Here is a 23819-nt window from a genome sequence, read left to right on the forward strand (position 1 = left end):
GTCGTCGCTGACTACGGTGGGCCCATGGAGGCGGTCGTCCCGCGTCCGCGCGTCGTGGCTCGACGGGTGCGGACGGTCCTGATCTGGTCCGCGGTCGCGCTGCTGCCCGCCGTGGTGCTGCTCGCGTCGACCTCCGGCATGGGTGGGCCGGTGCTGCCCGTCCCCACCCCTGACGGCAGCCTGCCCGTGCTCCCCGTGCGGTACCTCGCGCCGCTCCTGGCGGTGCTGCTGCCCGTCGGCATGCTGCGCCGCCGGCCGCTGCTCGCCCTCGGCCTGATGCTCGCCGGGGCGTCGCTGGTCACCGCCACCACGAACGCGTGGGACGAGGGCTACCTGGCCGCTGTCTGGTACCTGCAGTTCCTCGTCGTCGACGCGATGCTCGGGGTGGTCGCGGCCCGGGGCCCGCGCCGGGTGTCGGTGCCCGCGGCGGGCATGGTGCTCCTGGTGCAGGTGGCCGCGGCCTTCGTGAACTCCGCCAGCAACGCGCTGGACCGGGCCACCCTGTCCGTCCCGGCGGTCCTCGCCGCCTGGGTGGTCGGCAACTCGGTGCTCGCCCGCCGGCGGCACGCCGAGCAGTTGCGGGCGCACGCCGCCACCGATGCGGTCACCGTCGAACGGCTGCGGATCGCGCGGGAGCTGCACGATGTGGTGGCGCACAGCATCGGCGTGATCGCCATCCAGGCCGGCGTCGGCGCCCGGGTCATCGACAGCCAGCCCGCGCAGGCGCGCGCCGCGCTCGCCACCATCGAGACCACCAGCCGGGAGACGCTGGCCGGGCTACGCCGTACCCTCGGCGCGCTGCGTCGCCCCGACGGCGCGGCGGCGGCGCTGGACCCCACGCCCGGACTGTCCGACCTGGACCGGCTGGTCGGGGCCGCGGCCGACGCCGGGGTGCGGGTGACGCTCACCGTCGGCGGCGAGCCGGGCCCGCTGCCCACCGAGGTGGAGCTGGCCGCGTACCGGATTGTGCAGGAGGCGCTGACCAACGTGGTGAGGCACGCGCGGGTGCGGCAGTGCCGGGTGACCGTTCGGCACGCGTCGGGCGGCGTCCACGTGGAGGTGCTGGACGACGGTCGCGGTGGCCCGCTCGGCGGTGACGGGCACGGGATCGTCGGCATGCGGGAACGGGCCACGCTGCTCGGCGGCCGGTTCACCGCCGGGCCGCGACCGGAGGGCGGCTTCCGGGTGGCCGCCGTGTTGCCGGTGAGCCCGCGGTGACGATCCGCGTCCTCCTCGTCGACGACCAGCCGCTGGTGCGGGCCGGGTTGCGGGTCCTCATGGCCGACGCGCCGGACCTGGTGGTCGTCGGTGAGGCCGGGACGGGCGCCGAAGCCGTCCGGTCGGCCCGGAAACTGCTCCCCGACGTGGTCCTGATGGACCTGCGGATGCCCGGTACCGACGGGATCGCGGCGACCCGGGACATCGTCGCGGCCGGCGGGCCGAGCCGGGTCCTCGTGCTCACCACCTTCGACGACGACGAGCACGTGCACGCGGCGCTGCGCGCCGGCGCGAGCGGATTCCTGGTCAAGGACATGGCCTTGGAGGAGATACTGGGCGCGGTGCGGGTGGTGGCGGCCGGCGACGCGCTGATCGCACCGGGCGTCACCCGGCGGCTCATCGCCGAGTTCGCCCGCCGTCCCGCCCCGGCGCCCCGACCGCGTGCCCTGCCGGGGGTCACCGACCGGGAGCGGGAGGTGCTCACGCTCGTCGCCCGCGGACTGTCCAACACGGAGATCGCGGCGGAACTGGTGATCAGTCCAGCCACCGCCAAGGCGCACGTGGCCCGCCTCTTCGGCAAGCTGACCGCCCGGGACCGGGTGCACCTGGTGATCGCCGCCTACGAGGCCGGCCTGGTCGCTCCGCCCCGCTGAGGCGATCCATCGCCGATGCGGTGGCGGTCCGTCGCGCAGGACACCGAGCGGCGACCGTGTGCGGCATCGCGGTCGAGGCCGGTGGCCGCCTCATGAGTCGTTACCGACGTCAGCTCCACAGCCGCTCGCGGACACCCGGTCGCCTCGCCCGGTGTGCGCCGGCGGATCGACGGTGGGGGCGTCACGCGGCGGCGAGCGCCGCCTCGACCGCCGGGCGGTGGTGGAGCAGCCACTCGTGCCAGCCGCGTACCGCGTCGACGGCGCCCGCCGCCCGGAGCCGGCGCATGCCCGGCTCGTCCCGGTCGGCGCCGGCGTCGATGCCCCGCCAGGTCCCGTCGAGCTGGTCGAGCATGACGGCGACCAGCTCGCCGCGGGGCAGCGCCACCCCGGGGGCGACCGCCTCGTAGGCGTCGCACAGCACCCGGCCGCGCCGGGCCAGCTCGGCCGGGTCGGCGTCGCCGCCCAGCGCGGCCCAGTGCCAGCCGGCGAAGGCCACGTCCTCGATCCGCCGGCCCGGCCCCGCCAGGTCCCAGTCCAGGAACGCCACCGGCAGCGGGCCGGCCGGCGCGTCCCGGTAGACGGTGTTCTTCGGCGACAGGTCCCGGTGGCAGACCGTCTCGGCGTCGCCGGCCAGCGGGGTTCCGGCGCAGGCGTCGTGCAGCGCCCGGATCAGCCCGGCCAGCCGGGCGAGGGCCGGGTCGGCGAAGAAGGCCGGATCCTCCCGGTCCCGCCAGGGCACCCGCCCCGGGAGGTGGGTCAGCACCTGCCGGCCCTGCTCGTCCACCCCGAGGTGGCGCGGCGCCAGGCCGGGCGCGGTCGTGGCCAGGTGCCGCAGCAGGGCGGTCACGAACCCGGCCCGCGCCGGGGGAGAGCGGCGTACGGTGTCGCCGATCCGGACCACCTCGGTGACGAAGCCGCCGGGCAGCCGCTCCTCCGCGGCGGCCACCTCAGCTCGGGCCCAGCCGGCGGTGCCGCTCCGCGCGCCACCAGCGGTGGATGATGAGCACGCTGGCGATCAGGCCGAGGCTGGCCGGGGCGGCGGCGTACCAGTTGATCGAGTCGGGGGAGCTGACCGCCGCGCCGATGGCCGCGTAGCCGATGGCGGTGGGGGCGGCGGCGATCACGCTGCCGGCCAGGAACGGCAGCAGCCGCGCCCCGGTGGTGCCGTAGCCGTAGCTGACCAGCCCGAACCCGGCGATCGGCAGCAGCCGGACGGTCATCACGCCGAATACGCTCTGCCGGGCGAACCAACCGTCGAGCCGGGCCAGCCGGCCGCGGACCCGCTCGGCGACGAACTGCCGGCCCAGCAGGCGGCCGACCGCGAAGCCGAGGGCCGCCGCGAGCAGCGCCGCGCCGAGGGCGTACGCGGCGCCCTGCACCGGACCGAAGATCGCGCCGGCGGCCAGCGTGACGAAGGTACGCGGGACCAGCGCCACGAGCAGCAGCGCGCCGCCGACCACGGCGGCGACCGGCGCGAACGCGCCGAGCGAGTGGGCGACCCGGGGCAGGTCACCCGGGTCCGGGTGGGGGACCAGCAGCAGCGTGATCCCACACCCGGCGAGCAGCAGAAGCAGCAGCGCGAACCGGCGCGCCGACGGCTGCCGGAGCAACCGGGCGAGCCGGCGGGATCGTCGCCGCCACGGTCGGGCGGTGCCGGTCATGCCCTCGCGGCGGCGGCCACCGCGGCGCGGCGCTCGGACCGGAGCCGGTCGGCCCAGGTGTCGTCGAGCGGGGGGAGCTGGTGGACGCCGGTCGCCCAGCGCAGCAGCAGGTCGGCCAGGGCGGGGTTGCGGGCCAGCGCCGGGCCGTGCGAGTAGGTGCCGAGCAGCTTGCCGCGCCAGGCCCCCTCGGTGGTGCCGTCGTTGCCGACCCCGGCGGTAACCCGCGCCAGCGGCGACACGCCGGGCCCGAGGTGGGTGCGGCCGCCGTGGTTCTCGAACCCGGTCAGGTAGGGGATGCCCAGCCGCGGGTCGACCTCGCCGGCCAGCTCGCCGACCGCCCGGGTGGGACCCCGGTCGGACGAGATGTCGAGCAGCTCCAGCCCGGTGCACCGGGTGCCCTTGGCGAAGAAGGAGGTGCCCAGCAGCTGGTAGCCGGCGCAGACGCCCAACACGACCGAGCCCTGGGCCACCGCCCGGTGCAGGCCGCCGTCGGCGATCAGCCGCTGCGCCCCCAGCGCCTGCGGGCCGTCCTCGCCGCCGCCGATCAGGTAGATGTCGGCAGTGGCGGGCAGCCGCTGGTCGGAGCGGACCTCCAGCACCTCGACCGGCATGCCGCGCTGCTGGGCCCGGCGGGCCAGGATCAGCGCGTTGCCCCGGTCGCCGTAGGTGGACAGCAGGTCGGGATAGATCCAGACGATGCGCAGGCTCTCAGTTGACACGGTCCAGCTCCGCTCGGATGTCCTGGAAGGCGGTGTAGTTGGCGATGACCTCCAGCCGGCCCGGCGGGACGGCCCGGACCGCGTCGTCGAAGGTCCGGACGTGCTGGAACGGCACGCCGTTGACGTCGAGCCGGACCGCCAGGTCGTACGCCCGGTCGCCGGTGATCAGCACCTGCCGGCCGGCCAGCGGGGAGAAGTCGACGTCGAAGAGCCAGGAGGTGTCCATCCCGTCGGGGTCGCGCGCGTTGATGGAGAGCAGTGTCGGCGCGACGTCGGCCATGTCGAACGCCTCCAGCCAGCTGGCCGGGTTCTTGGCCAGCAGCAGCCGGATGTTGCGCCCGTCCCGGTCGACCTGGGCGTAGCGGCCGGCCACCGAGGTGACCGAGCCGAGCCGGGAGACCGCGTCCACGGGGCGTACCCCGAACTCGGCGGCGACGGCCAGGGCGGTGGCCGCGTTGCCGAGGTTGACCTTTCCGGGGAGCTGGAGCTGCACCTTGTGCCAGGCGCCGCTGGGGTCGAGCACCCCGTCGTCCTCGACGGTCCACTGCGGTTGGGGGCGGCGCAGCGGGCAACCGGTGCACCACCACTGCTCGCCGGAGCGCTGGATGGTGGAGCCGCACTCGGGGCAGACCCAGGAGTCGTCGTGCCAGCGCTGACCGGCGCTGAACCAGGTGACGTGCGGCGGGACGTGGCCCTGGGCCGGGTCGGCCGGCGGGGTGGCGGCCCACACCACCATGGGGTCGTCGGCGTTGGCGACCACCCGCACGTCGGTGTGCCGGACCAGCGCGGCGCGCCAGAGCTGCGCCATCATGGCGACCTCCTTGGCCCGGTCCAGCTGGTCGCGGGAGAGGTTCAGCAGCGCCACGACGTGCGGCTCGGTGGCCTCCAGCACCTGGGCGAGGTAGTGCTCGTCCACCTCCAGCACCGCGTAGGGGGTGCTGCCGGCCTTGGCCAGCGCCGAGGTGTGCCCGGTGGGCATGTTGGCGCCGAAGGAGTTGGTGGCGACCCGGCCGAGCACGCCGACGGCGGCGGTGGTGAGCCGGGTGGTGGTGGTCTTGCCGTTGGTGCCGGACACCAGGGCGATGGCCCGCCCGGCCGAGAGGTGGGCGAGCAGGTCCGGGTCGATCTTGAGGCCGATCCACCCGCCGATGACCGAGCCGTCGCCACGACCCGCGGCCCGCGACAGCGCCGCGGCGGTCCGCGACACGGAGCTGGCCACCTTTGCCCGCAGGGGCATCTTCGCGTCCGTCACCCGAGCGAGGTTACCGGACCACCGGGCCCCCCAGATCGCCGCCGACGGCGATCCGTTCGGCCGGGGAGCTCCGGCGGACGGCCACCGCGCGGTCCGCCGGACGGAGTCGATCAATGTCGGGAAGCGGACCGCCCACGGGGCGCGCCGGGGCCCTCCACTCGGCCCCACCCCCGTTGACGTGCTGTTTTGCGCGCGCAAACGACGCGCCACGCGGGCGTTTCCGGTTGCGGGTGGAGGGAAGTGGAGTAGAGTGGGGCGCGATGGTGAGGCCGGGAGGGCCACACCGGCCCGGGGGGTCAGCGGCGCCGCGAACGCCGCTCAGGGCGAGGGGGTTGGGCCGATGTTCCTCGGCACTCACACTCCGCGCCTGGACGACAAAGGCCGGTTGATCCTTCCGGCGAAGTTCCGGGATGAGCTGGCGGGGGGTGTCGTGATCACCAAAGGGCAGGAGCGCTGCCTCTACGTCTTCCCGATGCCCGAGTTCCAGCGGATCGCCGACCAGTTGCGCGCGCAGCCGATGACGAGCAAGGCGGCCCGGGCCTACAGCCGGGTCTTCTTCGCGAGCGCGCACGACGAGGTGCCGGACAAGCAGGGACGGGTGACCATCCCCGGGCACCTCCGGTCGTACGCCGCGCTCGACCGCGAGCTGGTCGTGATCGGGGCGAGCACCCGGGTGGAGATCTGGGACAGGGCGGCCTGGGAGGCCTACCTCGCGGAGAGCGAAGACGACTTCGCCGACATCGAGGAGGGGGTGCTGCCCGGCGGTCTGTAGGGCGTGACGGCGCCCGACGTACTGCGAGATCTCCAGCCGCTTTCGAGTTCCTGGCACCCCTTCCCCGGTGCCAGGCGCACGATCCGATACGGAGGGCCGCGGCCTCCGGCGGGCGGGAGCGGATGGGGATCTGGCGGTATGACGAGGCGCCGTGACGACGACGGACACAAGGACGGAATCGGGTTTCAACCAGTGGGGGTCGAGATGGGGGAGCTACGCGGCACGCACGTGCCGGTGCTGCTCGAGCGGTGTCTCGAGTTGCTGGCCCCCGCGCTGGGCCGGCCCGGCCGCACCGTTCATGTCGACGCCACGCTCGGCCTGGCCGGGCACGCCGAGGCGGTGCTCGAGGCGCACCCGGACACGGTGCTCATCGGCCTGGACCGGGACACCGAGGCCCTCGCCCACGCGCGGGTCCGGCTGGCCCGGTTCGCCGACCGGATCCACCTGGAGCACGCCGTCTACGACGAGCTGCCCGAGGTGCTCGACCGGCTGGGCTACCCGGCGATCGACGGGATCCTGTTCGATCTCGGCGTCTCGTCCCTGCAACTGGACGCGCCCGACCGCGGGTTCGCGTACGCGCAGGACGCGCCGCTGGACATGCGGATGGACCAGACCCGGGGGGTGACCGCCGAGGAGGTGGTCAACACCTACGCCCACCCGGACCTGGCCCGGGTGCTGCGGGTGTACGGCGAGGAGAAGTTCGCCGGGCGGATCGCCTCGGCGATCATCCGCGAGCGCGAGCGCACGCCGATCACCTCGTCGGCGCGACTGGCCGAGCTGGTCCGGGAGAGCATTCCGGCACCAGCCCGACGAACCGGGGGACACCCGGCAAAGAGAACGTTTCAGGCTTTACGGATCGAGGTAAACAGAGAACTGGCAGCGCTGGAGACGGCGCTGCCGGCCGCTCTGGACAAGCTCACCGTGGGCGGCCGCATGGTGGTCCTGTCCTACCACTCGCTGGAGGACCGGCTCACCAAGCAGGCGCTCGCCGACCGGGTCCGCAGTAAGGGCCCGGTCGACCTCCCGGTCGAACTGCCCGGGTCGGGTCCGACGTTCCGGCTGCTCAGCCGGGGCGCGGAGCTGCCCGGGGAGGCCGAGGTCGCGGCGAACCCGCGTGCCGCCTCGGTGCGGCTGCGGGCCGCGGAACGGCTCGACCCGGAGGCGACCCGGCAGGGGCGTACCGACCGCGAACGGTACCGCCGCCGGGTGAAGGCGATGCACCAACCGGGGACGGGGTCACCGGGGTCCGGAACGGACCCGCGGTCGGCGCCGGGGGACGGGAACGGGACGGACGAAGAGGGGGAGGGGACATGAACGTCAACCAGCGCGACGGCCGGGACACCGGCATCGGGCAGCGCGCACCGCGGTCGGGGGGCCGGACCGCGGCGCAGCGTGCCCCGCGCGGCACCACGTCGACGGCGGCGGCCGACCGGCCGGACCGCCGGGGGGAGGCTCGCGCCCGGGGGGCGCGCGAGTTCCCGACCCAGGGCAGTGCCGCGCTGCGGCCGGCCGAGCGGGCCCGGAGCACCGGCGACACCTCGCCGCGGCTGCGGGTCGCCCCGCCGCCGCCGGTCCGCGTGCCGCGGGCGCCGTTCGTCGGGCTGATCCTGGTGCTCGTGGTCGGCGGGGTGCTCGGCATCCTGGCGGTCAACACCAAGATCAACGAGAACGCCTTCAAGCTGGAGAAGCTCCAGCAGCAGCAGGCGAAGCTCGACGTCGACCAGCAGCAGTTGGAGAAGGAGATCGCCGACCAGAAGGCGCCCGGCAATTTGACCGCCAACGCCCGCAAGCTGGGCCTGGTCGACTCCGACGAGCTGGCCTACATCCGGCTGCCGGACGGGAAGGTGATCGGCGTCCCGCACCCGGTGGAGGGGGCGCCGGCGATCACCAGCCAGCAGGGCAACGGAGGCTGAGCAGTGCCGCCGAGATCGGATGAACCGCGCCGGGACGCCAAGGGCTCCCGGCGCGGCTCGTCCCGGGGCGACGAGCACCGGGAGCCGGGCGTCGGCGGGATCTCCGACGCCCGGGCGTACACACCGCGGGGCCGGACCATCCGGGAGGGCGGCGGCGCGGCCCGTGCCGGTGGGGGCGCCGAGCAACGGCGTACCCCGCGCAGCAGCCGCTCCGGCGATCCGTTCCGCCCGGCGTTGCAGGTGCTCGACGGCGGCCGCACCGGGGCGACCCGCGCCGGCCGCCGGGAGACCGCGTCCGGCGGCCGGGCCGGGGTGGTGCGGACCGTCTCCGCCCGGCCGGTGCGCGAGCCGTTCGACGACGACGAGCCGGCGCCGCCGCGGCGCCGCCCCGGACCGCGCCGCCCCGCGCGGCCGGCCGCCGCCCGGCGGCCGGTCCGCAAGCCGCGCCGCCCGCCGAAGCTCGCCGACCCGCGCCGCCGGCTGCGGCTCGGCACGCTGCTCGTGCTGGCGCTCTTCACCACCATCGGCATCCGGCTGGTCTACCTGCAGGCCGCCAGCACCCCGGCGTACGCCGACGGCGGGCTGGACAGCCGGCTCGCCGTGGTCGAGCTGCCGGCCCCGCGCGGGGCGATCTACGACCGCACCGGCGCCCCGCTGGCGCACAGCGTCGAGGCGCGGTACGTCTTCGCCGACCCGACCCAGGTCAAGAACCCGGTCGCCACCGCCAAGCTGCTGTCCCCGCTGCTCGGCGTGCCCGCCTCCGAGCTGGCCGGGAAAATGAAGGCCCGCAAGCTGCCCGGCGGCGGCTGGTCGCAGTTCGAGTACCTGGCGCGCGGCGTCGACATCGACCGGGCCAAGCAGATCATGGCGTTGGACCTGGCCGGCATCGGCGTGCACCGCGACGAGCGGCGCGAGGTGCCCGGCGGCGACCTGGCCGCCAACCTCATCGGCTTCGTCAGCCAGGACATGACCGGGCTCGAGGGGCTGGAGGCGAAGTACGACGACGTCCTCGAGGGCAAGCCCGGCCGGAAGCGGTACGAGGTGGGGCAGGGCGACCTGGCCGCGCCCATCCCGGGCGGCTACAGCCAGACCACCCCGGCGCAACCGGGCAGTTCGCTGGAGCTCACGATCGACCGCGACCTCCAGTTCCAGACGCAGCGGATCCTGTCCGACGGGATGGCCGGGACCCGGAACAGCGTGGGCGCCGCCGTGGTCATCGAGGTCGGCACCGGCGACGTGCTGGCCCAGGCCAGCTACCCCACCTACAACGCGGCCGACCCCACCAGGGTCAACTCTCCGGCCGACCGCGAGGACGCCGCCACCAGCTTCATCGTCGACCCGGGCTCGATCCACAAGGCGATCACCTACGGCGCGGCCCTCCAGGAGGGCGTCATCACCCCGGACACCACCTTCCCGGTGGCGAACAGCATCCAGAAGGGCGACACGCCCTTCAGCGACACCCACCCGGCCAACGGGCGGACGATGAGCATCCCGGGGATGCTCGCCTTCTCCTCCAACGTCGGCACCATCAAGATCGCCGACAAGCTGGGCCCGGATCGCCTGATCGACTACCAGAAGCGGTTCGGGCTGGGCCAGCCCACCGGTGAGGGCATGCCGGGGGAGGCCAGCGGACGGCTGCTCCCGGCCGACCAGTGGAGCGACTCGTCGTACGGGTCGGTGCCGATCGGGCACAGCGTGGACGCCACCCCGTTGCAGATGGCCGCGGCGTACGCCGCCATCGCCAACGACGGCAGGTACGTGCAGCCGCACCTGATCAAGCAGGTGATCGGCCCGGACGGGAAGAAGAAGCCGGCCGCCGCCCCGGTCACCCGCTCGGTGCTCAGCCCGGCCAACGCGGCCGCGCTGCGCCGGATGCTGGAGGCGGTCACCACCGTCGACGGTCCGGACGGGCGGGCCACCGGCCTGGCCGCCGCTGTGCCCGGCTACCGGGTGGCCGGCAAGACCGGCACCGGCCTGCGCTACGAGAACGGCAAGCGCCAGCCCGGCGATGTGGCCTCGTTCATCGGGATGGCCCCGGCGGAGAAGCCCCGGTATGTGGTGGCGGTCTTCGCCTGGAGCCCGGGCGGCGAGGGCGGGGCGGTGGCCGCGCCGGCCTTCCGGGAGATGATGTCCTTCACTCTCCGGCACTACCGGGTGCCGCCCTCGGCGACCAACAAGTCCCCGAAGTTCGAGGTCTTTCCGCACTGAACCGGCGGGGCGGGACATGATCGGTGAGTGGCGACGAACCACCGGGGCGGCTGTGCGGTCGGAACCGGACGACCGGGTAGGGTCTGACGCCGTGCCCGGCAATCCACGACCCGCCACCGTGAATCCCGTCCGGCTCGGCGACCTCGCCGCCCGGCTGGCCGTCGCGCCGCCGGAGGGGGCCGCCGAGGTGGCCGTCACCGGGGTGACCCACGCCAGCCAGGAGGTCCGCCCCGGCGACCTGTACGCGGCCCTGCCCGGTGCCCGCCGGCACGGCGCGGAGTTCGCCGCCGCCGCGGCCGGAGCCGGCGCGGTGGCCCTGCTGACCGACCCGGCCGGCGTCGCGCTGGCCGCCGGAGCGGGCCTGCCCGTGCTGGTCGTCGAGGACCCCCGGGCGGTGCTCGGCGAGGTCGCCGCCACCGCCTACGGCGACCCGACCGCCGGGCTGACCATGATCGGCGTGACCGGCACCGCCGGCAAGACCTCCACGAGCTACCTCATCGAGTCCGGGCTGCGCGCGGCCGGGCACACCACCGGCCTGATCGGCACGGTGGAGACCCGCCTCGGCGACCTGGTGATCGACAGCGTCCGGACCACGCCCGAGGCGACCGACCTGCACGCCATGCTGGCGGTGGCCCGCGAGCAGGGGGTCGACACCGTGGTCATGGAGGTCTCCAGCCACGCCCTGGCCATGGGCCGGGTCGGCGGGGTCCGGTTCGACGTCGGCGGCTACACCAACTTCGGCTCCGACCACCTGGACTTCCACGCCGACGAGGCGGACTACTTCGCCGCCAAGGCGAAGCTCTTCGACGGGCGCTGCCGGGTCGAGGTGCTCAACCACGACGACCCGGCGCTGCGGCCGCTGCGCAAGCCGGCGACCGTCACCTACTCGGCGGCCGGCGACCCGACCGCCACCTGGTGGGCCGACGGCGTCGGCGGCGAGGGCTACGCACAGCACTTCACCGTGCACGGCCCGGACGGCATCACCCTGCCCACCGGCGTGGCCCTGCCCGGCCGGCACAACGTGGCCAACGCGCTGCTGGCCGTCGCCATCCTGGTGGCCGCCGGGGTCGACCCGGCCACCGCGGCCAGCGGGGTGGCGGCCTGCGGCGGGGTGCCCGGCCGGCTGGAACTGGTCAGCGGGGACGCCCCGGTACGCGGGGTCGTGGACTACGCGCACAAGGCGAACGCCATCGAGGCGGTCCTCGTGGCGCTGCGCGGCCTGACCGGCGGCCGGCTGATCTGCGTGCTGGGCGCCGGCGGTGACCGGGACCGGGGCAAGCGGCCGGTGATGGGCGCCACCGCCGCGCGGGGCGCCGACGTGGTGCTGGTGACCGACGACAACCCGCGCACCGAGGACCCGGCCACGATCCGGGCCGAGGTGCTGGCCGGCGCGTACGCGGCGGGCACCGGCGCGCGGATCATCGAGGCGCCCGGCCGGCGGGCCGCGATCGAGGAGGCGGTCCGGGTGGCGGAACCGGGGGACATCGTGGCGCTGCTGGGCAAGGGCCAGGAACGCGGCCAGGAGATCAACGGCGAGGTGCTGCCGTTCGACGACCGGGTGGAGCTGGCAGAGGCGCTGCGCGCCCGCTTCGGCGACCTGGTGGGGCAGCGATGATCCCGCTGACCCTGGCCGAGGTGGCGGCCGCGGTCGACGGCCGGCTCATCGCGGCCGATCCGGACGCCCGGGTGACCGGCTCGGTGGAGTTCGATTCCCGCAAGGTCACCCCCGGCGGCCTCTTCGTCGCCTTCCCGGGCGAGAAGGTGGACGGGCACGACTACGCGGCCGGCGCGGTCTCCTCCGGCGCGGTGGCCGTGCTCGGCACCCGCGAGGTGCCCGGCGTGCCGATGGTGCTGGTCGGCGACGCGCTCGACGCCATGGGGCGGCTGGCCCGCACGGTGGTCGACCGGCTGCCCGGCCTGACCGTCATCGGGCTGACCGGTTCCTCCGGCAAGACCACCACCAAGGACCTGATCGCCCAGCTGGCCGTCCGGCTCGGCCCGACCGTGGCGCCGCCCGGCTCGTTCAACAACGAGCTGGGGCACCCGTACACGGCGTTGCAGGCCGGCCCGGAGACGCGCTACCTCGTGATGGAGAAGGGCGCCCGCGGGGTGGGGCACGTCCGCTACCTGTGCGAGGTGGTGCCGCCCCGGATCTCGGTGGTGCTCAACGTCGGTGTCGCGCACATCGGCGAGTTCGGCTCGGTGGAGACCATCGCGCTGGCCAAGGGCGAGCTGGTCGAGGCGCTGCCCGCCGACGGGCTGGCCGTGCTCAACGCCGACGACCCCCGGGTCGACGCCATGGCGGCGCGCACCTCGGCGCGGGTGGTCCGCTACGGCGAGTCCGAGCGGGCCGACGTGCGCGCGGTCGACGTGACGCTGGACGGGCGGGGCCGTCCGTCGTACACCCTCGTCACGCCGGAGGGGAGCGCCCCGGTGCGGCTCGGGCTGACCGGCCGGCACCAGGTGTCCAACTCGCTGGCCGCCGCGGCGGTCGCCCGCGAGCTGGGCCTGCCGCCGGCCGACCTGGCGGTGGCCCTGGGCGAGCTGGGCCTGGTCTCCACCCGCCGGATGGACGTGTTCGAGCGCCCCGACGAGGTGACTGTGATCGACGACTCGTACAACGCCAACCCGGCTTCGACCGGCGTGGCGCTGCGGGCACTGGCGAGCATGCGCGGTACGGGGCGTACCGTCGCGGTGCTCGGCTACATGGCCGAGTTGGGCGACTTCGAACGGGAGGGGCACCAGCAGGTCGGCCGCCTGGCGGCCGAACTGGGGGTCGACCGGCTGCTCGTGGTGGGCGAGTCGGCGGCGCCGATCCACGAAGGCGCGACAGCGGTAAGCAACTGGGGAGGAGAGTCGGTGCTGCTCACCGATCAGGCGGCGGTCGTCGAGGTGCTGCGGAGCGAGCTACGTCCGGGTGACGTGGTGCTGGTGAAGGGCTCCCGGTACCGCACCTGGGAGGTGGCCGACGCGCTGCGCGCGGACGCCGAGAAGGGCCCGGCCGCATGAGGGCGGTGATCGTCGCCATCGGGGTCGCCTTCCTCATCTCGCTCTTCTGCACCCCGATCGCGATCAAGGTGTTCACCCGGCTCAAGGCCGGCCAGCCGATCCGGGCCGAGGGCCCGGCCATGCACCAGGGCAAGAAGGGCACGCCCACCATGGGCGGCGTGGTCTTCATCCTGGCCACGGTGATCGCGTACGTCGCCGGCCACCTGGCCCTGACCACCCTGCCGGACGCGCAGATCGCCCAGGTCGAGCCGACCATCACGGCGCTGGTGCTGCTGGGGCTCATGGTGTTCTCCGGCGCCGTCGGCTTCATCGACGACTTCCTGAAGGTCCGCAAGCGGCACAGCGGCGGCCTCAACAAGCGCGGGAAGCTCGCCGGCCAGATCCTGGTCGGCGCGATCTTCGGCGTGGTGGCGCTCTACTTCCCGAGCAGCATGACCGACGTCCGCGGCAACGCGACCAACACGGAGACCGTCGGCAGCACCATGCTGAGCTTCATCCGGGACATCCCGGCCCTGGAGATCGGCAAGATCGGCGCGGTCATCGTGATCATCCTGGTGGTGATGGCGGCGACCAACGGGGTGAACCTCACCGACGGCCTCGACGGCCTGGCCACCGGCGCCTCGGTGATGGTCCTCGCCGCGTACGCGCTCATCGCGTTCTGGCAGTACCGGCACTGGTGCGCCGACCCGAACTACCCCGCCGGGGCGTACTGCTACACGGTCCGGGACCCGCTGGAGATCGCCCTGATCGCGGGCGCGGCGGCCGGCGCCTGCGTGGGCTTCCTGTGGTGGAACACCTCGCCGGCCCGGATCTTCATGGGCGACACCGGCGCGCTGGGCCTGGGCGGGCTGATCGCCGGCATGGCGATGTCCACCCGGACCATCCTGCTGCTGCCGATCATCGGCGGCCTCTTCGTGATCATCACGATGTCCGTGGTGATCCAGATCATCTCGTTCCGCACCACCGGCAAACGGGTGTTCCGTATGTCACCGCTCCAGCACCATTTCGAGCTGGCCGGCTGGAGCGAGGTCAACATCGTGGTCCGGTTCTGGATCATCGCCGGCATCGGCGTGGCCATCGCGCTGGGCCTGTTCTACAGCGAGTTCCTCGCCGCGATGAGCTGACCGCTGCCCCTGCGTCACGGCGGGATCCCTGGGCGTTACCAGGGGTCCCGCCGTTTCGCGTTCCGACACGCCGACCGGGCGGTTGCGCCACGGGCGGGCGGGTCGAGCCGCCATGATGGGCGGGTGGGGGAGGCGAGAAACACCGAGGGCGCGACCGAGACGCAGGCCCGGCGGCCGCCCGCGGCGACCCGTCCGGCCGACCCGCCCGGGCCGCTGCTCGGGCTGGACGCGGCCGGCGGGCTGGCCGCGCTGCGCGGCCTGCTGGCCCGGCCGCTGGCCTCCTACTACCTGCTGCTCTCCAGCGCCGGGCTGTTGCTGCTGATCGGCCTGACCATGGTCTTCTCCGCCACCAGCGTGAAGGACTACGCCGAGGAGGGGAACGCCACGGCGTCCCTGGTCAAGCAGACGATCTTCGCGGTGATCGGGATCGTCGCCTTCTGGGCCTGCCAACGGCTGCCCGGCCGGACGTTCCGGGCGGTGGCCCGGCCCTTCCTCGGCGTGGCCGTGGTGCTCCTGCTGGTCCTCAACCTGCTGGTCGCGCTGGAGGCGCTGTTCCGCGTCACGTCGCTCGGCCCGCTCAAGGCCGAGCTGCTCTGGCTCTACGTCGGCCCGATCTCGGTGCAGCCCGTCGAGGTGGCGAAGTTCGCGCTGGTGCTCTGGGGCGCGCACGTGCTGGCCCGCAAGGGCGCCGCGCTCGGCTGGTGGAAGGAGCTGGCCACCCCGCTGTTCCCGGTGGTCGGCCTGCTCTTCGTGCTGGTCGGCTACAACGACCTGGGCAGCATGCTGTGCCTGCTCGCCCTGGTGGTCGGGATGCTCTGGGCGGCCGGGGTGCGGATGCGGGTGTTCGCCGCCCTCTCCGCGGTCGGCCTGGCCGGCGTGGGCCTGCTGGTCGCCGCCGCGTCGCTCGGCGCCGGCTCCGGGTCCCGGGACGCCGACAACTACCGGCTGGGGCGGCTCACCTCGTTCCTCGACCCGCCCGACCCGAAGACCTGCTTCGACGAGCAGCTGCCGAACTGCTACCAGCTCGTCCAGGCCCGCTTCGCGCTGGAGAACGGCGGCTGGTTCGGCGTCGGACTCGGCAAGAGCAGCGCCAAGTTCGGCTGGCTGCCCGAGGCCCACAACGACTTCATCTTCGCGGTGATCGCCGAGGAGCTGGGGGTGGTCGGCTGCACGGTGGTGCTGGTGCTCTTCGCCGTGCTGGCGTACTCCGGGCTGCGGATCGCCCGCCGCGTGGAGGATCCGTTCCGCCGGCTCGCCGCCGCCGGGGTCACCGCCTGGCTGGTCGGCCAGGCCGTCATCAACATCGGCGGGGTCACCGGGCTGCTGCCGCTCACCGGCGTACCCCTGCCCTTCATCTCCGACGGCGGCAGCGCCCTCGTGGTGACCCTGGCCGCGGTCGGGATGCTCGCCTCCTTCGCCCGGGCCGAACCGGACGCGGCCCGGGCCCTGCATGCCCGTCCGCCGGCCCGGTGGGTCCGACTAGTGTGGGCCCCGTTGCCGCCGCTTCCCGGCCGGCGCCGCCGCCCGGCGTCGCCACCGGCGGACCGAGGGTTCGTGCCCCGGTCCCGCCCGCGACGGCAGGACGACCAGGCCGCGGCCCGCGGCGCCCGGTCCGACCGGGCGCGCGCCGGCACGGCGAGCGAGAGGAGACGCTGATGGGTCCGCTGCGTTCGGTGGTGCTCTGCGGGGGCGGTACGGGTGGGCACATCTACCCGCTGCTCGCCTTCGCCGACTGCCTGCGCCGACACGACCCGAGCGTCCGGATCACCTGCCTCGGCACACCCAAGGGGCTGGAGAACGAGCTGATCCCGCCGGCCGGCTACGACCTGCGCCAGATCCCGGCCTACCAGCTGCCCCGCTCGGTCAACATGAGCCTGGTGCGCACGCCGGACCGGATGTGGAAGGCGGCCCGCGCGGCGGGCAAGGTGCTCGACGAGGTGCAGGCCGACGTCGTGATCGGGTTCGGCGGGTACGTCTCGGTCCCCGGCTACCTGGCCGCGTGGCGGCGCGAGCTGCCCATCGTCATCCACGAGGTGAACGTGCCGCCGGGCGTCGCCAACCGGCTCGGGATGAAGTTCACCAAGAACGTCGCGGTCGGCTTCCCGCACCAGCCGGCGCAGGCCGAGTCGCTGCGCGACGCCCGGGTGGTCGGGGTGCCGCTGCGCCGGGGCATCGCCGGGCTGGACCGGGCCGCCGTGCGCAACGCCGCCCGTGCCCACTTCGGGCTCCGTCCCGACCTGCCGGTGCTCTTCGTGGCCGGCGGCTCGCAGGGCGCCCGCTCGATCAACCTGGCGGTCTCCGGGGCGGCCAAGGAGCTGGCCCGCAACGGCGTGCAGGTGCTGCACGTGATCGGCGCCCGCAACGAGCCGGTCTCCGTCCCCACCGACCTGCCGGTGCCGTACGTGACCCTGCCCTACCTGTCCGAGATGGAGCTGGGCTACGCGGCCGCCGACCTGATGCTGGGCCGTGGCGGCGCCATGACCTGCGCCGAGGTGGCCGCCATCGGCCTGCCCACGATCTACGTGCCCTACCCGCACAGCAACCAGGAGCAGAAGCGCAACGCCCTGCCCGTGGTGGAGGCCGGCGGCGGGCTGCTCGTCGACGACGCCGAGGTGACCCCCGCCTGGGTGGAGCGCACGGTGATCCCGCTGATCCGGGACCCGCAGCGGCTCGCCGCGATGGGCACCGCCGCGGCCGCGTACGGGCGGCGCGACGGCGACGTGGCACTGCTGAACTTCGTCTACGAGGCGGTGTCCCGCTGATGCGGGCCGCCGCGACCGGAAGGTACGTCGCATGAACACCGCGCAGTTCACCCCCGCCGGCACGATGACCGCGGAGGACCTGGGCCGGATCCACCTCATCGGGGTGGGCGGCGTCGGCATGAGCGGCCTGGCCCGGCTCTTCCTCACCCGGGGCCTGCCGGTCTCCGGCAGCGAGCTGCGGGAGTGGCCCTCCCTGGCCGGCCTGCGGGCGCTGGGCGGCACCATCCACATGAGCCACGAGGCGACGAACCTCGACGGCGTGGACACGGTCGTCTACTCCTCGGCCATCCCGCAGGACCACCTGGAGATGGCCGAGGCCCGCCGGCGCGGGCTCCGGGTGCTGCACCGCTCCGAGGCCCTGGCCGCCGCGATGACCGGCCGCCGGACCGTGGCGGTCGCCGGCACCCACGGCAAGACCACCACGACCTCGATGGTCACCATGGTGCTCCAGCAGGCCGGCGCCGACCCGTCCTTCGTGATCGGCGGCGAGATCTCCGAGGTCGGCTCCGGCGCGCACCACGGCACCGGCGAGTACTTCGTGGTCGAGGCGGACGAGAGCGACCGGTCGTTCCTCATCTACCGCCCGTACGTGTCGATCATCACGAACATCGAGGCGGACCACCTCAACACCTACGGCGACCTGGCCAACCTGGAGGCGACCTTCGCCGAGTTCGCCCGGCTCACCGACCCGGAGGGCTTCATCGTCACCTGCGCCGACGACCCGGGCGGGCGGCGGCTGGCCGAGACGCTGCGGGCCGAGGGGCGCAGGGTGTGGACGTACGGCGAGTCCGCCGACGCCGACCTGAAGCTCAGCGAGATGGCCTCGTCGGCGCAGGGGGTGCGCTACCTGGCCGAGATCGAGGGCCGGTCGCTGGGCGAGATCCGGCTCCCGGTGCCGGGCCGGCACATGGGGCTCAACAGCGCCTCCGCGGTGCTCGCCGCGTACCTGCTGGAGCTGCCGCTCACGGCGGCGGAGGCCGCGCTCGGCGCGTTCCCCGGTGTGCGGCGGCGCTTCGAGCGCAAGGGTGTCGCGGACGGCGTGCTGGTCTACGACGAGTACGCCTACCACCCGACCTCGATGACGCTGGCCCTGCAGACGCTGCGGGAGGTGGCCGGCGAGGGCCGGCTCATCGTGGTGTTCCAGCCCTACCGGCTGTACCGCACCCGCGACCTCCAGGCGGAGATCGCCGCCGCTCTCGGCATCGCCGACGAGCTGGTGCTGCTGGAGGTCTTCGGCCCGGGCGAGCTGCGCCAGCCCGGCGAGGGCTCGGCCGCGCTGCTGCAGGTGGTGCCGCTGCCGGCGGACCGGAAGGTCTTCGTCGAGGCGTGGGACGACGTGCCGGCCGAGGTGGCCCGCCGGGCCCGGCCCGGCGACGTGGTGGTGACCATGGGTGCGCCGCCGATCTCGCTGATGGGCGACCAGCTGCTCGACGCCCTGCTGGCCCGGAGCGGTGACGCCGCGGCGATCGGCACCGGCGTCGACCCGGACGGCGCGGCGGCCACGGCCGGATGAGCCCCGGCCCGGCCCGTGGCCGCACCCCCGGCCAGGACGGCGGGGCCGGCCGCCGCAGCCCGGCCCGCCGGTGGCAGCTGGTCCGGGCGAGCGCGGACGCCGTACCCCCGTCCACCCGGCGTTTCATGGCCCGGGCCCGGCAGCGGCGGATGCGCGCGGCGCTGCCCTGGGCGGTCGCCGCCGCCGTGCTGGCGATCGCCGGGCTGGTCGCCTGGACCGTGCTGGGCACCGGCCTGTTCGGTGTCCGGGAGGTGCGGGTGGTCGGCGCCACGCTGGTCACCCCGGTCGAGGTGCGCGACGCCGCGGCCGTGCCGGACGACGCTCCGCTGGCCCGGGTGGACCTGGCCGCGACGGCCCGCCGGGTCGGCACGCTCGCCGCGGTGGAGCGGGCCACGGTGGAGCGGGACTGGCCGGGCGCCCTGGTGGTCCGGGTGGTGGAGCGGACCCCGGTGGCCGCGGTGCCGCAGGGCGAGCGCTGGGCGGTCGTGGACCGGGCCGGCGTGGTCTTCCAGAACCTGGACCAGGCACCCGCCGGGCTGCCGGTCGTCCGGGTCGGCAGGCCGGCTCCCGACGATCCCGGCACCCGGGCCGGGCTGGCCGTGCTCGCCGCGCTCAGCCCGAAGCTGCGCGCCGAGCTGGTCGCGGTGGACGTGGCCGGGCTGGCCCGGATCACCCTGCTGCTGCGCGAGGACCGGAAGGTGGTCTGGGGCGACGCCACCCGCAGCGCGGACAAGTCCAAAGTGGCCACCGCCCTGCTGGGTCGGAAGGCCGACACGATCGACGTCAGCGCTCCGGACGTGGTCACCTTCCAGTGATCCGCCGGTCGGTCGACGTGAGCCGGCCCGCTCCCCGGGCGACACGCCGGAAGGGTCCTTGGTTCAGCGCGCGGCGGCGCATACGTTGCCCCGAAGAGATCAGTGGTTGACATAGCTCTAAGCCTCTAGTAGAGGGTGAGGGTTTCAGCCGTCGGAATCGCTGGGGAATGCTCTGCCGCTGGTCTTGGCCAAGCCGTGTGGGGTCGGCCCATGCCAATCTCGAAGGGAAAGGACCGGAGATGACACCTCCGCACAACTACCTGGCGGTCATCAAGGTCGTCGGCATCGGGGGCGGTGGCGTGAACGCCGTCAACCGGATGATCGAGGTTGGGCTCAAGGGCGTCGAGTTCATCGCGATCAACACCGACGCGCAGGCGTTGCTCATGAGCGACGCCGACGTCAAGCTCGACGTCGGCCGGGAGTTGACCCGCGGCCTGGGCGCCGGCGCCAATCCGGACGTCGGCAAGAACGCCGCCGAGGACCACCGCGACGAGATCGAGGAGGTGCTCAAGGGCGCCGACATGGTCTTCGTGACCTGCGGTGAGGGCGGCGGCACCGGCACCGGCGGCGCGCCGGTGGTGGCCAACATCGCCCGCAAGCTCGGCGCGCTCACCATCGGCGTGGTCACCCGGCCGTTCTCGTTCGAGGGCAAGCGCCGCCAGGTGCAGGCCGAGTCCGGCATCGAGGAGCTGCGCAACCAGTGCGACACGCTCATCGTGATCCCGAACGACCGGCTGCTCGCGCTCGGTGACCGCAACATCTCCATGATGGACGCCTTCCGCACGGCGGACCAGGTGCTCCTCTCCGGTGTCCAGGGCATCACCGACCTGATCACCACGCCGGGTCTGATCAACCTGGACTTCGCCGACGTGAAGAGCGTCATGAGCGGCGCGGGCAGCGCGCTCATGGGCATCGGCAGCGCCCGCGGCGAGAACCGCGCCGTGGAGGCGGCCGAGGCGGCCATCTCCAGCCCGCTGCTGGAGCAGAGCATGGACGGCGCGCGGGGCGTGCTGCTCTCCATCGCCGGTGGCTCCGACCTGGGCCTGTTCGAGATCAATGACGCGGCCCAGCTGGTCACCGACGCGGCCCACCCGGACGCCAACATCATCTTCGGCGCGGTCATCGACGACGCGCTCGGCGACGAGGTGCGGGTGACCGTGATCGCGGCGGGCTTCGACGGGGGTGCGCCGGCCTACAAGGCGGTCGAGCCGTCCCGCAAGACCAACCAGAACCCGCCGACCCAGGCGAACGCGCCGGTGAGCCCGCCGGCCACCATGCCGGCCCCGCAGCAGTCGCCGCGCCGGGTGCTGTTCGACGACGTGGACGTTCCGGACTTCCTCAAGAACGGGTCCTGAGCCGCACCGATGACCGACTCACCGACCACGGTGCGACCCGACCGTCGCGCCGAGCTCGCGGCCGGCCTCGCCCGGGTCCGGTCCCGCATCGCCGACGCCTGCGCGGCGGCCGGCCGGGACCGGGGCGAGGTCACGCTGGTCGCGGTGACCAAGACCTACCCGGCCGCCGACGTGGTCGCGCTGGCCGGGCTCGGGGTGACCGACGTGGGGGAGAACCGCGACCAGGAGGCCGCACCGAAGGCCGCGGAGGCGGCCGCCGCCGGGGCGGCGCCGCGCTGGCACTTCATCGGCCAGCTCCAGCGCAACAAGGCCCGCTCGGTGGTCCGCTACGCCGACGTGGTCCAGTCGGTCGACAGCGTGCGGCTGGCCGCCGCCCTGGACGGCGCCGCGGCCGCCGCCCGGGACCGGCCGCTGGACGTGCTGGTGCAGGTGAGCGTCGACGGCGACCCCGCCCGTGGTGGGGCGCTGCCGGACGCGGCCGACCCGGACCGGGGGCTCGGTCCGGTGGCCGACGCGGTGGCCGGGGCCGGCGCGTTGCGGCTCGCCGGTCTGATGGCGGTCGCTCCGCTGGGCTGGGAGCCGGACCGGGCGTTCGCCCGGCTCGCCGAGGTGGCGGCGCGATTCCGCGCCGATCATCCCGGTGCGACGGTGCTATCGGCGGGCATGAGCGGCGATCTGGAAATTGCGATCGGGTACGGCGCGACACATGTCCGCGTTGGCAGCGCGTTGCTCGGAATGCGCCCCACGCTGCGGTAGCCTGACCGCGAAAGAAGCAAATTACAGCAGTGTTGTTCAGGAACGGCGTTCCCGTAGCCGGGGGCCGTGGCGAGCGGACCGCGAATCGCTCGCCAGGGGATTGCCGATCCGGTCCGGTGGGCATCGTTGTCCACTCGTGATCAAGCGACACGGCACGGGGGCGCGTGCCGCACGGCGGACGGAAGGGCGCGGGGATGGGTGCACTGCGCAAGGCGGGGGTCTGGCTCGGTCTCGTCGAGGAGGACGAGGAGCGGGCGTACGAGGACGGTAGCTACGACAAGGGTGGCTACCGCGAGTCGCGCTACCGGTCGAGCCGCTACGCGGACGAGTTCGCCGACGACGAGGACGACGAGTCCGAGGAGCCGCCGGCGAGCCGGGGCCGGTCCGGCGACCGCGGCCGGCTGAGCGAGCGCGCGTCGAGCCGCGGCGTCGACACCGACCGTGCCGAGGTGGAGCGGCCGGAGCGGACCGAGCGGTCCAGCGTCCGGTCGATCACCCGCTCCGGCGCGGGCGAGACGTCCGGCGCGCTGACCTACCACACCCGGGACAACCTCGCCCTGGCGCCGCAGGCCCAGCCGCGCGAGCGGGCCGTGGCGCCCGAGGACGAGCAGCGCTACCAGATCACCACGCTGCACCCGACCACCTACCGGGAGGCGCGCACCATCGGTGAGCACTTCCGCGACGGCGTGCCGGTGATCATCAACCTCACCGAGATGGACGAGGCGGATGCCCGCCGGTTGGTCGACTTCGCTGCCGGGCTCGCGTTCGGCCTGCGCGGTACGATCGAGCGCGTGACCAACCGGGTGTTCCTGCTCTCACCGGCCAACGTCCAGGTCACCGCGGAGGACAAGGCCAAGATCGCTGAGGGCGGCTTTTTCAGCCTGAGCTAGCCCGCACGACCGAGGGACGTCGCCTGCCGTGTTGTCGATCCTGTTCCAGGTGCTCTATCTGCTCCTGTATTTCTTCCTACTTGTGTTGTTGGCCCGATTTGTCCTCAGCGCAGTTCTGGCCTATGGACGCCGCTGGCAACCGGGCCGTGGAGCATCCGCGGGACTGGAAGTCGTGTGGAGCGTCACTGATCCGCCCCTGCGCGCGTTGAGGCGTGTGATCCCACCACTGCGAATTGGTACCGTGAGCATCGACCTGGCCTCCCTTGTGCTCCTGGTTATCCTGTTCGTGCTGATGGAGTTCGTGTTTAGGCGCCTGATCCTGGCCTTTGCCTGACCAGAGCGCTTTCGCGGCCGCAACTGACCCGAGGAGTTTCGATGCCGCTGACCCCGGCCGACGTCCACAACGTCGCCTTCAAAAAGCCGCCGATCGGCAAGCGGGGCTATGACGAGGAGGAGGTCGACGCCTTCCTGGACGAGGTCGAGCGCGAGCTCGCCCGTCTGATCGAGGAGAACAACGAGCTGCGCGCCCAGGTGGAGCGCGGCGGTCGGGGCGGGGCTCCCGCCGGCCCCGGCGGCGACGCCCGGCTCGCGGCGGAGCTCAACGACGTCAAGGCCCAGCTCGACCGGGTGCAGCGCGACAAGGCGGCCGCCGAGCAGGCGGCCCGCGCGATGCAGGCCGAGCTCGAGCAGGTCCGCACCCAGGGTGGCCCGGCGACCTCCGCCGCCGACGGCGAGCAGCAGGCGCTGCGGGTGCTCATGATGGCCCAGCGCACCGCCGACGACCACGTGTCCGACGCCCGGCGCGAGGCCGACCAGCTGCTCTCCGAGGCCCGTTCCAAGGCCGAGGAGGTCACCCGCGAGGCCCGCGCCAAGGCCGACGCGCTGGAGCGGGACGCCCGCCAGCGGCACCAGGAGGCCATGGGCGGCCTGGACGCGAAGCGCACCGCGCTGCAGAAGCACATCGAGGAGCTCAAGCAGTTCGAGCGCGAGTACCGCACCCGCCTCAAGGCGTACCTGGAGAGCCAGCTGCGTGACCTCGACGGTCGCGGCCAGGGCCTCGAGGTCGAGATGAACCGCTCCGAGGGCGCACGTGCCGCCGGCGGCAGCAACGGCCTCGCCGCCGCCGGCCTCGCCGGCTCCTACGGCGGCGGCCGCACGGGCTCGCTCGAGTCCGGCCGCTGATCCCGGCGTCGGTGGCC

General features: G+C 74.1%; 22 protein-coding genes. 18 read left to right on the forward strand and 4 right to left on the reverse strand.

Features of this window, described 5'->3' with window-relative positions:
• The first annotated feature begins 24 nt into the window (after positions 1–24).
• Both NFX44_RS05760 and NFX44_RS05765 read left to right on the forward strand, forming a co-directional pair.
• Positions 25–1218, forward strand: a complete 1194-nt coding sequence (locus tag NFX44_RS05760; RefSeq protein ID WP_262282435.1) for a sensor histidine kinase — start codon at positions 25–27, stop codon at positions 1216–1218.
• Entirely contained in the window at positions 1215–1871 is a 657-nt protein-coding gene (locus tag NFX44_RS05765) for a response regulator transcription factor (protein WP_262282436.1), read from the forward strand. Before NFX44_RS05760 ends, NFX44_RS05765 begins: the two co-directional genes overlap by 4 nt.
• Positions 1872–2052: 181 nt before the next feature.
• On the opposite strand, the gene NFX44_RS05770 is transcribed toward NFX44_RS05765, so the two are convergent.
• The 4 genes from NFX44_RS05770 to NFX44_RS05785 are packed head-to-tail and all read right to left on the reverse strand — an operon-like array spanning position 2053 to position 5488.
• A complete protein-coding gene (locus tag NFX44_RS05770) occupies positions 2053–2817 on the reverse strand; it encodes an aminoglycoside phosphotransferase family protein (RefSeq protein ID WP_262282437.1) in 765 nt (254 codons plus the stop codon).
• 1 nt (position 2818) lies between these two features.
• Positions 2819–3532 carry a TVP38/TMEM64 family protein gene (locus NFX44_RS05775; protein WP_262282438.1) on the reverse strand — a complete coding sequence of 238 codons (714 nt, stop codon included), beginning with the start codon at positions 3530–3532 and terminating at the stop codon, positions 2819–2821.
• Positions 3529–4251 carry a type 1 glutamine amidotransferase gene (locus NFX44_RS05780; RefSeq protein WP_262282439.1) on the reverse strand — a complete coding sequence of 241 codons (723 nt, stop codon included), beginning with the start codon at positions 4249–4251 and terminating at the stop codon, positions 3529–3531. Before NFX44_RS05780 ends, NFX44_RS05775 begins: the two co-directional genes overlap by 4 nt.
• The gene (locus NFX44_RS05785; protein ID WP_262282593.1) at positions 4241–5488 is read right to left on the reverse strand and encodes a MurT ligase domain-containing protein; all 1248 of its coding nucleotides are present in this window, start codon (positions 5486–5488) and stop codon (positions 4241–4243) included. The genes NFX44_RS05780 and NFX44_RS05785 overlap by 11 nt, the downstream gene beginning before the upstream one ends.
• Positions 5489–5843: 355 nt before the next feature.
• Between NFX44_RS05785 and mraZ the strand changes: the two genes are divergently transcribed.
• From mraZ to NFX44_RS05865, 16 genes are all read left to right on the forward strand, one after another.
• Entirely contained in the window at positions 5844–6275 is a 432-nt protein-coding gene (mraZ, locus tag NFX44_RS05790) for a division/cell wall cluster transcriptional repressor MraZ (RefSeq protein WP_091060154.1), read from the forward strand.
• Positions 6276–6479: 204 nt separating this feature from the next.
• Positions 6480–7589 (forward strand): 16S rRNA (cytosine(1402)-N(4))-methyltransferase RsmH, encoded by a 1110-nt coding sequence (rsmH, locus tag NFX44_RS05795; RefSeq protein ID WP_262282440.1) that lies wholly within the window; start codon positions 6480–6482, stop codon positions 7587–7589.
• Entirely contained in the window at positions 7586–8188 is a 603-nt protein-coding gene (locus tag NFX44_RS05800; protein ID WP_262282441.1) for a hypothetical protein, read from the forward strand. The genes rsmH and NFX44_RS05800 overlap by 4 nt, the downstream gene beginning before the upstream one ends.
• A 3-nt stretch (positions 8189–8191) precedes the next feature.
• On the forward strand, positions 8192–10396 hold the full coding sequence (locus tag NFX44_RS05805; protein ID WP_262282442.1) for a penicillin-binding protein 2: 2205 nt from the start codon (positions 8192–8194) through the stop codon (positions 10394–10396).
• Positions 10397–10448: 52 nt separating this feature from the next.
• Positions 10449–12011: a UDP-N-acetylmuramoyl-L-alanyl-D-glutamate--2,6-diaminopimelate ligase gene (locus NFX44_RS05810; protein ID WP_262282443.1), complete on the forward strand. Its 1563-nt coding sequence runs from the start codon at positions 10449–10451 to the stop codon at positions 12009–12011.
• On the forward strand, positions 12008–13405 hold the full coding sequence (murF, locus tag NFX44_RS05815; protein ID WP_262282444.1) for a UDP-N-acetylmuramoyl-tripeptide--D-alanyl-D-alanine ligase: 1398 nt from the start codon (positions 12008–12010) through the stop codon (positions 13403–13405). Before NFX44_RS05810 ends, murF begins: the two co-directional genes overlap by 4 nt.
• Positions 13402–14529: a phospho-N-acetylmuramoyl-pentapeptide-transferase gene (mraY, locus tag NFX44_RS05820; RefSeq protein WP_262282445.1), complete on the forward strand. Its 1128-nt coding sequence runs from the start codon at positions 13402–13404 to the stop codon at positions 14527–14529. Before murF ends, mraY begins: the two co-directional genes overlap by 4 nt.
• Before the next feature lie 213 nt (positions 14530–14742).
• A complete protein-coding gene (locus NFX44_RS05825; RefSeq protein ID WP_262282594.1) occupies positions 14743–16185 on the forward strand; it encodes an FtsW/RodA/SpoVE family cell cycle protein in 1443 nt (480 codons plus the stop codon).
• Positions 16185–17291 carry an undecaprenyldiphospho-muramoylpentapeptide beta-N-acetylglucosaminyltransferase gene (murG, locus tag NFX44_RS05830; protein ID WP_262282446.1) on the forward strand — a complete coding sequence of 369 codons (1107 nt, stop codon included), beginning with the start codon at positions 16185–16187 and terminating at the stop codon, positions 17289–17291. Before NFX44_RS05825 ends, murG begins: the two co-directional genes overlap by 1 nt.
• A 31-nt stretch (positions 17292–17322) precedes the next feature.
• Positions 17323–18804, forward strand: a complete 1482-nt coding sequence (gene murC, locus NFX44_RS05835; RefSeq protein WP_262282447.1) for a UDP-N-acetylmuramate--L-alanine ligase — start codon at positions 17323–17325, stop codon at positions 18802–18804.
• The gene (locus tag NFX44_RS05840; RefSeq protein WP_262282448.1) at positions 18801–19619 is read left to right on the forward strand and encodes a cell division protein FtsQ/DivIB; all 819 of its coding nucleotides are present in this window, start codon (positions 18801–18803) and stop codon (positions 19617–19619) included. The genes murC and NFX44_RS05840 overlap by 4 nt, the downstream gene beginning before the upstream one ends.
• Before the next feature lie 239 nt (positions 19620–19858).
• Complete coding sequence (ftsZ, locus tag NFX44_RS05845) at positions 19859–20974, forward strand: cell division protein FtsZ (RefSeq protein ID WP_151464449.1); 1116 nt, start codon at positions 19859–19861, stop codon at positions 20972–20974.
• Positions 20975–20983: 9 nt separating this feature from the next.
• Entirely contained in the window at positions 20984–21730 is a 747-nt protein-coding gene (locus NFX44_RS05850) for a YggS family pyridoxal phosphate-dependent enzyme (RefSeq protein ID WP_262282449.1), read from the forward strand.
• Positions 21731–21924: 194 nt separating this feature from the next.
• Positions 21925–22620, forward strand: coding sequence for a cell division protein SepF (locus NFX44_RS05855; protein ID WP_262282450.1), 696 nt, complete (start codon positions 21925–21927; stop codon positions 22618–22620).
• 28 nt (positions 22621–22648) lie between these two features.
• A complete protein-coding gene (locus NFX44_RS05860; RefSeq protein WP_262282451.1) occupies positions 22649–22954 on the forward strand; it encodes a YggT family protein in 306 nt (101 codons plus the stop codon).
• Positions 22955–22995: 41 nt separating this feature from the next.
• A complete protein-coding gene (locus NFX44_RS05865; RefSeq protein ID WP_262282452.1) occupies positions 22996–23802 on the forward strand; it encodes a DivIVA domain-containing protein in 807 nt (268 codons plus the stop codon).
• Positions 23803–23819 lie beyond the last annotated feature (17 nt).

The sequence above is a fragment of the Micromonospora sp. MA102 genome (assembly GCF_025460765.1).
In the GTDB taxonomy this organism is placed as follows: Bacteria; Actinomycetota; Actinomycetes; order Mycobacteriales; family Micromonosporaceae; genus Micromonospora; species Micromonospora halotolerans.

What these genes read in the sequence shown, in the direction of transcription:
- murC (WP_262282447.1), top strand. Translation starts at nt 17,323, where the DNA reads ATGAACACCGCGCAGTTCACCCCCGCCGGCACGATGACCGCGGAGGAC.
- NFX44_RS05760 (WP_262282435.1), top strand. Translation starts at nt 25, where the DNA reads ATGGAGGCGGTCGTCCCGCGTCCGCGCGTCGTGGCTCGACGGGTGCGG.
- mraZ (WP_091060154.1), top strand. Translation starts at nt 5,844, where the DNA reads ATGTTCCTCGGCACTCACACTCCGCGCCTGGACGACAAAGGCCGGTTG.
- NFX44_RS05855 (WP_262282450.1), top strand. Translation starts at nt 21,925, where the DNA reads ATGGGTGCACTGCGCAAGGCGGGGGTCTGGCTCGGTCTCGTCGAGGAG.
- ftsZ (WP_151464449.1), top strand. Translation starts at nt 19,859, where the DNA reads ATGACACCTCCGCACAACTACCTGGCGGTCATCAAGGTCGTCGGCATC.
- murF (WP_262282444.1), top strand. Translation starts at nt 12,008, where the DNA reads ATGATCCCGCTGACCCTGGCCGAGGTGGCGGCCGCGGTCGACGGCCGG.
- mraY (WP_262282445.1), top strand. Translation starts at nt 13,402, where the DNA reads ATGAGGGCGGTGATCGTCGCCATCGGGGTCGCCTTCCTCATCTCGCTC.
- rsmH (WP_262282440.1), top strand. Translation starts at nt 6,480, where the DNA reads ATGGGGGAGCTACGCGGCACGCACGTGCCGGTGCTGCTCGAGCGGTGT.
- NFX44_RS05850 (WP_262282449.1), top strand. Translation starts at nt 20,984, where the DNA reads ATGACCGACTCACCGACCACGGTGCGACCCGACCGTCGCGCCGAGCTC.
- NFX44_RS05840 (WP_262282448.1), top strand. Translation starts at nt 18,801, where the DNA reads ATGAGCCCCGGCCCGGCCCGTGGCCGCACCCCCGGCCAGGACGGCGGG.
- murG (WP_262282446.1), top strand. Translation starts at nt 16,185, where the DNA reads ATGGGTCCGCTGCGTTCGGTGGTGCTCTGCGGGGGCGGTACGGGTGGG.
- NFX44_RS05800 (WP_262282441.1), top strand. Translation starts at nt 7,586, where the DNA reads ATGAACGTCAACCAGCGCGACGGCCGGGACACCGGCATCGGGCAGCGC.
- NFX44_RS05865 (WP_262282452.1), top strand. Translation starts at nt 22,996, where the DNA reads ATGCCGCTGACCCCGGCCGACGTCCACAACGTCGCCTTCAAAAAGCCG.
- NFX44_RS05775 (WP_262282438.1), bottom strand. Translation starts at nt 3,532, where the DNA reads ATGACCGGCACCGCCCGACCGTGGCGGCGACGATCCCGCCGGCTCGCC.
- NFX44_RS05785 (WP_262282593.1), bottom strand. Translation starts at nt 5,488, where the DNA reads ATGCCCCTGCGGGCAAAGGTGGCCAGCTCCGTGTCGCGGACCGCCGCG.